This is a genomic window from Streptomyces sp. SID14478, from assembly GCF_010548525.1.
In the GTDB taxonomy this organism is placed as follows: Bacteria; Actinomycetota; Actinomycetes; order Streptomycetales; family Streptomycetaceae; genus Streptomyces.
Genome location: NZ_JAAGMG010001357.1, coordinates 1 through 10,681, shown reverse-complemented (window position 1 = coordinate 10,681; position 10,681 = coordinate 1). Strand labels below are relative to the sequence as shown.

The 10,681-nt window shown below is 70.7% G+C and carries 9 protein-coding genes and 1 pseudogene; 4 read left to right on the top strand and 6 right to left on the bottom strand.

Annotated features, from left to right (window positions below):
- Nucleotides 1-54 precede the first annotated feature (54 nt).
- From G3I40_RS43365 to G3I40_RS43340, 6 genes are all read right to left on the bottom strand, one after another.
- Nucleotides 55-243 (bottom strand): hypothetical protein, encoded by a 189-nt coding sequence (locus G3I40_RS43365; RefSeq protein WP_164560291.1) that lies wholly within the window; start codon nt 241-243, stop codon nt 55-57.
- Nucleotides 240-956, bottom strand: coding sequence for a helical backbone metal receptor (locus tag G3I40_RS43360; protein ID WP_164560290.1), 717 nt, complete (start codon nt 954-956; stop codon nt 240-242). Before G3I40_RS43360 ends, G3I40_RS43365 begins: the two co-directional genes overlap by 4 nt.
- 15 nt (nt 957-971) lie before the next feature.
- Entirely contained in the window at nt 972-1,544 is a 573-nt protein-coding gene (locus G3I40_RS43355) for an XRE family transcriptional regulator (RefSeq protein WP_164560289.1), read from the bottom strand.
- Nucleotides 1,545-1,649: 105 nt separating this feature from the next.
- The gene (locus tag G3I40_RS43350) at nt 1,650-2,642 is read right to left on the bottom strand and encodes a hypothetical protein (protein ID WP_164560288.1); all 993 of its coding nucleotides are present in this window, start codon (nt 2,640-2,642) and stop codon (nt 1,650-1,652) included.
- 111 nt (nt 2,643-2,753) lie between these two features.
- Nucleotides 2,754-5,366, bottom strand: coding sequence for an ABC transporter permease/substrate binding protein (locus G3I40_RS43345; protein ID WP_164560287.1), 2,613 nt, complete (start codon nt 5,364-5,366; stop codon nt 2,754-2,756).
- On the bottom strand, nt 5,359-6,498 hold the full coding sequence (locus G3I40_RS43340; protein WP_164560286.1) for a glycine betaine/L-proline ABC transporter ATP-binding protein: 1,140 nt from the start codon (nt 6,496-6,498) through the stop codon (nt 5,359-5,361). The genes G3I40_RS43345 and G3I40_RS43340 overlap by 8 nt, the downstream gene beginning before the upstream one ends.
- 303 nt (nt 6,499-6,801) lie before the next feature.
- Between G3I40_RS43340 and G3I40_RS43335 the strand changes: the two genes are divergently transcribed.
- The 4 genes and pseudogenes from G3I40_RS43335 to G3I40_RS43320 all read left to right on the top strand — a co-directional run bounded on the left by G3I40_RS43335 (nt 6,802) and on the right by G3I40_RS43320 (nt 10,576).
- Nucleotides 6,802-7,710 (top strand): 5'-3' exonuclease, encoded by a 909-nt coding sequence (locus G3I40_RS43335; RefSeq protein ID WP_203645850.1) that lies wholly within the window; start codon nt 6,802-6,804, stop codon nt 7,708-7,710.
- A 55-nt stretch (nt 7,711-7,765) separates the two neighbouring features.
- Nucleotides 7,766-8,605 (top strand): siderophore-interacting protein, encoded by an 840-nt coding sequence (locus G3I40_RS43330; protein WP_164560285.1) that lies wholly within the window; start codon nt 7,766-7,768, stop codon nt 8,603-8,605.
- A 292-nt stretch (nt 8,606-8,897) separates the two neighbouring features.
- A pseudogene (locus G3I40_RS43325) lies at nt 8,898-9,607 on the top strand (APC family permease); the annotation flags it as partial.
- Nucleotides 9,608-9,628: 21 nt separating this feature from the next.
- Nucleotides 9,629-10,576 carry an RluA family pseudouridine synthase gene (locus G3I40_RS43320; protein ID WP_164560292.1) on the top strand — a complete coding sequence of 316 codons (948 nt, stop codon included), beginning with the start codon at nt 9,629-9,631 and terminating at the stop codon, nt 10,574-10,576.
- Nucleotides 10,577-10,681: the final 105 nt, after the last annotated feature.

Sequence of the window (10,681 nt, the reverse complement as noted above, 5' to 3'; positions counted from 1 at the left end):
TCCTCGCGCCACCTGCGCCGGTGCGCACGGCCACCGCGTGAGCGGGCGCCCGCGTCAGCGTTTGAGGGCGCGGTACCGCTTCAGCAGCGCGGTGATCCGGCCCGGGTCCGCCGCGCCGTTGAGCTCGGTCAGCAGGTCATCGGGGCAGAGCTCGTAGTGGTCGCCCCACCAGCGGCGGCCGCTGTTGTCCCAGATCCGGTAGCCGCCCGGGACGCCCCTGGCGACGTACCGCCTCCTGCTCATCGCAGCGCTTCCTCCCACGCTCGGGCCAGCACGCCCGGCGCCTGCCCCAACGACGGCCCGTACCACGTGAGATGGCGGCCGCTGACCAGCGCCGCGGGGACGTCGAACGCCTCGGGTCCGTCGTCGGCCGTGAAACGGTACGGCTCGTCCGGCAGGATCACCAAGTCCTTTTCCACCGCGCCCAGTTCGTCGAGCGGGATCGGCGGATACCGCTCGGCGTGGCCCGCATGGACGTTGTCGACGCCGAGGCGGGCCAGCAGGTCGCCGGCGAAGGTGTCGCGGCCGAGCACCATCCACGGGCGGCGCCAGATCGGCACGACGGCCCGCAGGCGGCGCCCGGGCGCGGGTCTCCCGGTCCACGCGGCCTCGGCCTCGTCCAGCCACCGGGGCCGGGAGGTGGCGCCGCACGCGTCGAGGACCCGGTCCAATTCCCGTAGCGCCTGGGGCAGTTCACGGATCTCGGTGACCAGGACCTCGATGCCCGCCGCGCGCAGGGCGGCCAGGTCCGGGGCCCGGTTCTCCTCCTCGTTGGCGACGACCAGGTCGGGGCCGAGCGCCACGATCGCCGGGACGTCGGGGTTCTTGGTGCCGCCGATGCGGACCACGTCCAGGCCGGCCGGGTGGCTGCACCAGTCCGTGGCGCCGACCAGCACGCCGGGCAGCGTCACGGCGACGGCCTCCGTCAGCGACGGAACCAGGGAGACGACCCGCACGGCGGCCCGGCCCGGCTACTTCGGTCCGGGTTCGTCGACCGCGTCGATGTGCTCCGCGACCGCCACCACGAGCACCCGCGCCTCCGGCACGGTCGCCCGCCACCGGTGCCGTACGCCACCGGTCAGATACAGGGTGTCGCCGCGCACGAGCCGGTAGGCGCGGCCCTCCGCCTCCACCTCGACGGCGCCCTCGGTGACGTGCATCAGCACGTCGTTGCGCAGCTGGAACTCGCGGCCCGGGTCGTGGTCGCCCACGAACTCCTGGGCGTGCATCTGGTGGTGCCCGCGGACCAGGGAGCGTACGACGAAGTCACCGTCGTCCTCGACCGTCGTGTCGTCGGCCCGCACCAGGTCCACGGTGCGCGCCGGGTCCGCGGCCGCCAGCAGCTCGATCGCGGTGGTGCCGAGGGCGTCGGCGACCTTCTCCAGGGAGCGCTGGCTGGGCCGGGCCCGCTCGTTCTCCACCTGGCTGAGGAAGGGGACGGACAGGCCGCTGCGCTCGGCGACGGCGGACAGCGTCAGTTCGAGGGCGCGGCGCCGACGGCGGACTGCCGCGCCCACGCGCAGTGTCTCCTTGTGATCGCCCATGACGTCCGCTCCCTCCCACCGAGACCGTGTCGACTGCCCTGTTCGTTTGAAAGCACCCTACGCATGTTCGTCAGACGGTTTCATGCGAGCGCAGGAAGCCGTGCGTCACGATCGGGCCGTGCGCTCCACGTGCCGCCAGTACACGAGCTGCCCCGACTCCCCCGGCGCCGCACCCTCCGCGGGGATGAACAGGCTTACCAGGAGCGCCCGTCGGCCGCCAGGGTCCGTGAGCAGGGTCGCGGACGGATTGGCGAAGGACGTCGAGCCGCCGGGGGTGCGCAACGGGACCCGGTCGGCTCGGCCGGACGCGGGATCGTAGGCGTACGTGGACCAGCCCCCGAAGTCGTCGCGCCATCGCTGCCCCTCGATGAGCACCAGCGGCCGCCCGGCCAGTTCCAGCGGGGCGCGGTCGCCTATGTTCCCGGTGTTTCCGTACGTCTCCACGGCCCGGTCGAGGCGGGTGTCCGGCGCCGCGTGCCAGGTGGTGAAGTCGCGGAGCGTGGCCGTGAGCTGGCGGTCGGTGTCGCAGTCGGCGCGGTAGTGCCCGGTCAGCCGGATCGTGCCGCCGTGCACGGACGTGATCGCCGGGGTGCCCTCGGCGCAGGACGAGAGGGTGCGGGGCGCGTCGAAGGAGTGGGCGGCCCGCCCGGCGAGCAGCGCCCGCACGTCGGCGTAGCCGCGGACGGCGATGTGGTTGTCCGGGTCCTTCTCGTAGGCGAGGACGTAGCCGCCCCGGCCGTCGGCGGCGAGCGTCGGCTGGCTGGAGCCGGCGCCGAGGTCGTGGCGGCGCTGCCAGTGCAGCAGGTCGGTGGAGGTGGCGACGGCGGCATGGAAGCGGCCGTCGTCCAGCATCGTGTGGTACACGGCCAGATACGTACCGTCGTCACCCTGCACGATCTGCGCGGCGTCCATGGTGCGGCCGGTGTCGTCCGCGGTCCCGAAGCGGTGCCCGTCGGCCTGCGCGACATCTGCCGCAATCGACACAAAACGGGCAGTGGCCGGCGAGGCCGGGGACGCGCTGGCGGCGGGCAGCTGTATCAGGAGCAGGGCGGCGGCGAGCACGGTGGCGGCGAAGGCACGGGGCCCGGCGGCGGTCACGGTGCTCCCGAGCGTACGAACGCGGGACCCGCGGACGGAACGGAACGAGGGGTGGGTTCCCTCACAGCCGTGGCTGCGAGGGAACCCACCCCTCGGTTCAGGGCGCGTCGGTCAGGAAGCGGTCATCCGCTTCTCGACCTCCGGGTGCGTCTTGAGCCAGGAGGCGACCGCGTCCTCCTCGTGGCCCTGACCGCCCTTCTTGATCTCGGCCTCCAGGGTGCCCAGCTCGTCCTCGCTCATCTTGAAGTCCTTGAACCACTTCGTGAGCTGCGGGTACTTGCTCGGGAACTCCTTGTTGGAGATCGTCCGGATCGTGTTGCCCTCGCCGAAGGTCTTCTTCGGGTCGGCCAGCTTGGTCAGCTTGTACTGGCTGTACGCCCAGTGCGGGGACCAGAGCACGACCGCGACCGGCTCCTTCTTCGCGTAGGCGCGCTTCAGCTCGGCCAGCATCGCCGGCGTGGAGCCGTCGACGACCTTGTACTCCTTGTCCAGGCCGTAGCCGGGCAGGACCTCCTTCTTCAGGAGGTTCATCTCGCCGGTGCCCGGCTCGATGCCGATGATCTTCCCGTCGAAGGTCTTGCCCTTGCCCTTGAGGTCCGCGAGGGACTTGACGCCCTTCACGTAGGACGGAACGGCGATCTCCAGTGAGGTCGGGCTGTACCAGCTGCCCAGGTCCTTGAGGTTCGCCTTGTTCGCGTTCCAGTAGTTGCTCTGCGCGTACGGCAGCCAGGCGTCGAAGTTGACGTCGAGGTCACCGCTGCCGAGGCCGGTGTAGACCGGGCCGACGTCCATCTGCTTGAGGTTCAGCTTGTAGCCGCGCTTCTCCAGGACGTTCTTCCACAGGTACGTGACCGCGACGTCCTCGTCCCAGGCGAACCAGGCGACGTTCACGGGGTCCTTGGAGTCGCCCCCGGTGCCCTGCTTCTTCTGCACCGGCGCCAGCTTGTCGACGACGCCCGGGTTCTGCTTCAGCCAGTTCTTGACGGCGTCCTGCTGCTTACCCTTGGCCGCCTTGTTGATCTCGGCCTCAAGACTCGTGAGCTGTGTCTCGCTCATCTTGAAGTCCTTGAGCCACTTGGCGACCTCGGGGTTGTCGTTGCCGAAGCCCTTGCGGGACAGCGTGTGCACGCCGTCGCCCTTGCCCCAGACGCCCTTCGGGTCCTTGAGCTTCTTCAGCTTGTAGTCGTTGTAGGCCCAGTGCGGCGACCACAGCGGCACGACGATCGGCTGCTTCTTCGCGTACGCGCGCTTCAGCTCGGCCAGCATCGCCGGCGTGGAGCTGTCGACGACCTTGTACTCCTTGTCGAGGCCGTACGCCTTGAGCACCTTGGACTTGAGCAGCGAGGTCTCGCCGGCGCTGGACTCGATGCCGGTGATCTTGCCGTCGAACTGCTTGCCCTTGCCCTTGAGGTCAGCGAGCGAGTCGATGCCCTTCATGTAGGCGGGGACGGTCAGCTCCAGCGACGTCTCGCCGTACCAGGCGCCGAGGTCGTCGAGGTCCTTGCCGTACTTCTTCCAGTACTGCGCGTGCGTGGTCGGCAGCCAGGAGTCGGTCTCGAAGTCGACGCTGCCCTGGGCGAGCGACGTGTAGAGCGGGCCCGCGTCGAACTGCTTGGTCTCGACCTGGAATCCGCGCTGTTCGAGGATCTCCTTCCACAGGAACGTGGAGGCGACGCCCTCGTCCCACGGGATGTAGCCGATGGTGACCTTCTTGCCCTTGCCGACGTTCGTGCCGTCGTCCGAGGCGGTCGACGTCGAGGAACCGCCGAAGATGCCCATGCCGCCCGCGACGAGCGCGAGGATCACGACGCCGATCACGGCGACGGCCGGACGGGGGCGGTACGACCAGATCTTCAGGCCCTGCGCGGCGCGCAGCTTGTGCAGCGCGCGACGGCCGAGCGGCGAGACCTGCTGACCGAGCGAGCTGGTCATCCGGTCCAGGTAGATCGCCAGGATGACGATCGCGATGCCGGACTCGGCGCCGAGGCCGACGTTCAGCTGGCCGATGGCCTGGTTGACGTCGGCACCGAGGCCCTCGGTGCCGACCATGCCGGCGATGGCCGCCATGGACAGGCCGAGCATGATGACCTGGTTGACACCGGCCATGATCGTCGGCAGGGCGAGCGGCAGCTGCACCCGCAGCAGGGTGTTGCCCGGCGTCGTACCGAACGCGTCGGCGGCCTCGACCAGTTCCTTGTCGACCTGCCGGATGCCCAGCTCGGTCATGCGGACGCCCGGGGGCACCGCGAAGATCAGGGTCGCGACGATGCCGGCGGGGGCGCCGGAGCCGAAGAACAGGATGGCCGGGATCAGGTAGACCATCGCGGGCAGCGTCTGCATCAGGTCGAGCACCGGCTTGAACAGCCCGCTGACCCGGTCGGAGCGGGCGGCCCAGATGCCGAGCGGGACGCCGATGACGAGCGCGATGAGCGTCGAGACGAGGACCAGCGACAGCGTCTGCATCGCGTGGTCCCACAGTTCGAGGTTCTCGATGAACCAGAACCCGAGGAACGTCAGGACGCCCGCTACCGTGCCGCGCAGCCAGAAGGCGATGACGGCGAAGATGCCCGCGAGCAGCAGCGGCTCGGGAGCCTGCAGCACGTGGACGATGGCGTCGTAGATGCCGTCGAAGCAGGTCTTGAGGAAGTCGAAGAGCCACCCCATGTGGTCGAGCATCCAGTCGACCACGTTGTTGACCCAGTCACCGAAGGGAATCCTAGGCACCGGCGTTCACCTTCTCGACCGGTCCGTCGCCCTCGCCACGCGGCGTCGGGACGGCGTCCTTCGGTCCCTTCTTGACGAGGCCCGGTGCCTCGCCGTCGCTCTCCACGGACTTCATCGGCTCACCCAGCACGGCGAGCAGTCGCTCGCGCGGGACGACGCCGATGACCGTGCCGTCGCCGTCGGTGACGGCGACGGGTATCTCGCTGGTCGCGCAGGGCGTGAACAGCTCGATGATCGGGGTGTCCTCGGTGACCTTCGCCGGGGCGTCGGCCGCGGCGTACCCCTTCTCGGGGGCGGCCATGATCGCGCCCGCGGTCAGCACGCGGGATCGGTCGACGTCCTGGGTGAAGGACGCGACGTAGTCGTTGGCCGGGGTGACGAGGATGTCCTCGGCGGTGCCGATCTGGACGATGCGGCCGTCGCGCATGACGGCGATGTTGTCGCCCAGGCGCATGGCCTCGTTCAGGTCGTGGGTGATGAAGACGATGGTCTTCTTCAGGGTCTTCTGCAGGTCGAGCAGCTGGTCCTGCATGTCGCGCCGGATCAGCGGGTCGAGCGCGCTGAAGGACTCGTCCATGAGGAGCATGTCGGCGTCGGTGGCGAGCGCGCGGGCCAGACCCACACGCTGCTGCATACCGCCGGACAGCTCGTCGGGGAAGGACTTCTCCCAGCCCTCCAGACCGGCAAGCCGCAGCGCCTCGGACGCGCGCGCCTCACGCTCCACGCGCGCCACGCCCTGCACCTCGAGGCCGTACGCCGCGTTCTCCAGGACGGAGCGGTGCGGGAACAGCGCGAAGTGCTGGAAGACCATGCTGATCTTCTTGGAGCGCACCTCGCGCAGCTCGCGGGGCGACAGCTGCGTCAGGTCCGTGCCGTCGAAACGGACGTGTCCCGCAGTGGGCTCCAGAAGTCCGTTCAGCATGCGCAGAAGAGTGGACTTGCCGGATCCCGACAGACCCATGACGACGAAGATCTGGCCGGGCTCGACAGTGAAGGAAGCGTCGATCACGGCCGCCGTCGTGCCGTCGGCGCGCAGCTCCTCACGGTCGGCTCCGCGGCGGAGTTCCTCCACCGCCTCAGTGGGTCGTCTGCCGAACACCTTGTACAGGTCTTCGGCTTCAAGCCTGGACACATACACCTCTCGGGTCGAACCAAGACGGCCCGCCTCCCCCGCCGGCGGGCCGTAGAGCGGTGCGGGGTCTGCCCGCAGAACCGTTCGCCACCGTTCAATAGTTGAATGTGAGACCGGGTCCGCTCCGGGTCGGCGCCTGCCCCGCCTTATGCCAATCAAACAGAAGAGTGGCCCAGTTCACATCGCGTTCACGATTATCGACGCAATCCGCACAGCCGGTAACTGTCAGTGGGGTGCGGCATGATGCGAGGCGTGACCCCAGATAACCCAGATAACACGGACAATCCGGCACCCCGGCGCCTGATGCTGCTCGACACCGCGTCCCTGTACTTCCGGGCCTACTTCGGAGTGCCGGACTCCGTGCGGGCCCCGGACGGCACCCCGGTCAACGCGGTGCGCGGGCTGCTCGAGTTCATCACGCGGCTCGTCCACGACCACCACCCCACCGACCTCGTGGCCTGCATGGACGCGGACTGGCGCCCGCAGTGGCGGGTCGACCTCATCCCGTCGTACAAGGCGCACCGCGTCGCCGAGGAGACGGCGGCCGGGACGCCGGACGAGGAGGAGATCCCGGACACGCTCTCCCCGCAGGTGCCGGTCATCGAGGCCGTGCTCGACGCGGTGGGCATCGCGCGCGTGGGCGTCGAGGGGTACGAGGCGGACGACGTGATCGGCACGTTCACCGGCCGGGCGAGCGGCCCTGTCGACATCGTCACCGGCGACCGCGACCTCTTCCAGCTCGTCGACGACAAGCGGGAGCGCCGCGTGCTGTACCCCCTCAAGGGCGTCGGCACGCTGCAGATCACCGACGAGGACCTGCTGCGCGAGAAGTACGGGGTGGACGGCTCCGGTTACGCGGACATGGCGCTGCTGCGCGGCGACCCGAGCGACGGCCTGCCGGGGGTGCCCGGCATCGGCGAGAAGACGGCCGCGAAGCTGCTCGCGCAGTACGGGGACCTGGCCGGGATCATGGCCGCCGTCGACGACCCGAAGTCGAAGCTGACGCCGACCCAGCGCAGGCGCCTGGACGAGTCGCGCCCGTACCTGGCGGTCGCGCCGAAGGTGGTGCTGGTCGCGGGGGACGTCCCGCTGCCGGACGTCGAGACGGCACTGCCGCGCACGCCGCACGACCCGGCGGCGGTCGAGGAGTTGGGCGCCCGCTGGGGCTTGGGCGGATCTTTGCACCGGCTCCTGACCACCCTCGCCGACTGAGATGTTAACTTAGGCATACCTAAGTTACAGAGCAATGGATCGAGGGAGACCGCACATGGCCGAGCGTCCCGCACGCAAGCCCCGCAAGGCCCGCGCCGCGCAGGTCGTACGCACCGAGCGCCTGACCCCGCACATGCAGCGGGTGGTGCTCGGCGGTGACGGCCTCGCGGACTTCCCGGACCTCGAACACACCGACCACTACGTGAAGTTGCTCTTCGCCCCGGCGGGTGTGAGCTATGCCGAACCGTTCGACGTGGAGCGGATCCGGGAGGAGCTGCCGCGCGAGCAGTGGCCCGTGACCCGCACGTACACGGTGCGCGCCTGGGACCCGGCCGCGCGGGAGCTGACCCTCGACTTCGTCATCCACGGCGACAAAGGTCTGGCCGGTCCCTGGGCGGCGCACGTCGCGCCGGGCGAGACGATCCACTTCATGGGCCCGGGCGGCGCGTACGGCCCCGACGCCTCGGCCGACTGGCATCTGATCGCCGGCGACGAGAGCGCGCTGCCCGCCGTGGCCGCGGCCGTGGAGGCGCTGCCGGAGGGGGCGCGGGCGCACGTCTTCCTGGAGGTCGAGGGCCCCGAGGAGGAGCAGAAGATCGACTCCCCCGTCGAGGTCACCTGGCTGCACCGGTCCGGCCGGCCCGTGGGCCAGGACCTGATCGCCGCCGTCACCGGACTGACCTTCCCCGAGGGCAGGTTGCAGGCGTTCGTGCACGGCGAGGCGGGCTTCGTGAAGGAGCTGCGCCGTCATCTGCGCATCGACCGTCAGATCCCGCGCGAGGACCTCTCGATCTCGGGGTACTGGCGCCTCGGCCACAACGAGGACGGCTGGCAGTCGTCGAAGCGGGAGTGGAACGCGCAGGTGGAGGCCGAGCAAGAGTCTCCGACGGTTTAGCCGTGTCGGGTGGCGGGGCGCTGTGTCGGGCGCCCCGCCATTTTGCTCCGCTTGTTCGCCGTGGTGGGTGGTGCCCCCCCGTGGGCGGCTTGCGGTTTGTTGGGGTTGCTCGCGCCGTTCCCCGCGCCCCTTTCAGGGGCGCCCGTTGCGCTGCATCTCTTCGCCGGTGTGGGTGGTGTCCCCCTTGGGCGGCTTGCGGTTCGGTGGGGGTGCTCGCGCCGTTCCCCGCGCCCCTTTCAGGGGCGCCCGTTGCGCTGCGTCTCCTCGCCGGTGTGGGTGGTGGCCCGTGGGCGGCTTCCAGTTCCTCGGCGGCGACCCGGCGCCCACCTCCCCCTCGGGCGCGGCCAACGCCGCGGTGCTCGGTGTGTCCTGCTGGCCCTCACGACCCTGGTCAACGTCGTCGACAACCGCGTGATGTCGCTGATCAACCGGGTCGGCGTGACGGCGGAGATCGTCGGCGCGGTCCTCATCGTGGCGCTCCTGCTGACCTACTCCGAACGTTCCCCGGGCATCACCTTCTCCACCGGATCAGCGGCTCCCTCAGGCCTCCTGGCCACCCCGCTGATGGGGTCGCTCACGGCCGCGTACGTCCTCATCGGCTTCGACAGCGCGGGCGAGATGAGCGAGGAGACCCGCCACCCGCGCCACACCTCGCCCCGCACGATCCTCACCGCGCTCGGCGCCGCGGGCCTGCTCGGCGGCCTCCTCGTCCTCGGCGGCATCCTCGCGGCGCCGAGCCTGACGGACGGTAACCTGGCGTCCGGGGGCCTCAGTTACGTCCTGACGAGCAGTCTCGGCGACGGCGTCGGCCGCGTCCTGCTGGCCGACGTGGTGATCGCCATCGCGGTCGCCACGCTCGCCATCCAGACGGCGGCCTGCCGCATGCTCTTCTCGATGGCACGCGACGGAGTCCTCCCCCGCTCCCGCGCCCTGGCCCGGGTCAGCCCCCGCACCGGCATGCCGACCGCCCCCGCGTTGCTGGTCGGGAACGCCGCCGCTAGCGCCCCCGTACGCTTGCCCCCCATGAGAAACCGCAGGCCCCGGACCCCGCCCTCGCCGCTCGCCCAGCTGCGCGGCGTGGATCCCGTGCGGCTGCGGATGCCCGTCGACGGGGACTGGGCCACCGTCCGGGACCACCTCGTGCAGCGGCTCCCCGTCGGCGACGCGACGGTCGACGCGATGATCGCCGAAGGACGGATCGTCGGGGCGGACGGGACGGCGATCGCGGCGGACACGCCCTACGCGCCGGGCGGCCACGTCTGGTTCCACCGGGAGCTCGCCCCCGAGGCCACCGTGCCGTTCACCCTCGACGTCGTGTACCGCGACGAGCACATCCTCGTCGCCGACAAACCGCACTTCCTCGCCACGACACCCCGCGGCAGCCACATCACCGAGACCGCCCTGGCCCGGCTGCGCCGGGACACGGGCATCGAGGGGCTCGGCCCGGCGCACCGGCTCGACCGGCTGACGGCCGGGCTCGTGCTGTTCGTCGTACGGCCCGAGGAGCGGGGCACGTACCAGACCCTGTTCCGCGACCGCCTCGTCGGCAAGGAGTACGAGGCGGTCGCCGCGTACGACCCGGACGTGGAGCTGCCGGTCACCCTGCGCAGCCGCATCGAGAAGGAGCGGGGCGTGCTCACCGCCCTGGAGGTGCCGGGCGGCGAGCCCAACGCCGAGACCCGTGTCCGGCTCGCCGACCGCAAGGGCCGCTGGGGCCGGTACCGCCTGACCCCGCACACCGGCCGTACGCATCAGCTGCGCGTCCACATGAACAGCCTCGGCCTGCCGATCCTCGGCGACCCGCTCTACCCGCGGATCGCCGATCCGACACCGCCCGACGACTTCCGCAGGCCCCTGCAACTCCTCGCGCGCACCCTGGAGTTCAAGGATCCGGTGACCGGGCGCGAGCACCGCTTCGCGAGCACGCGGAAGCTGGAGGCCTGGGAGTCGTACGGGAGCTGGGATCAGTAGCCGCGCCACCACAGCAGGAACCGCTGCCAGGCGCCGGGCCGCCGCTGCGGCTCCACCGACGGGGCGGGAACCGCGGCCGGGGCGGGGGCCGGGGCCGGGGCGGGG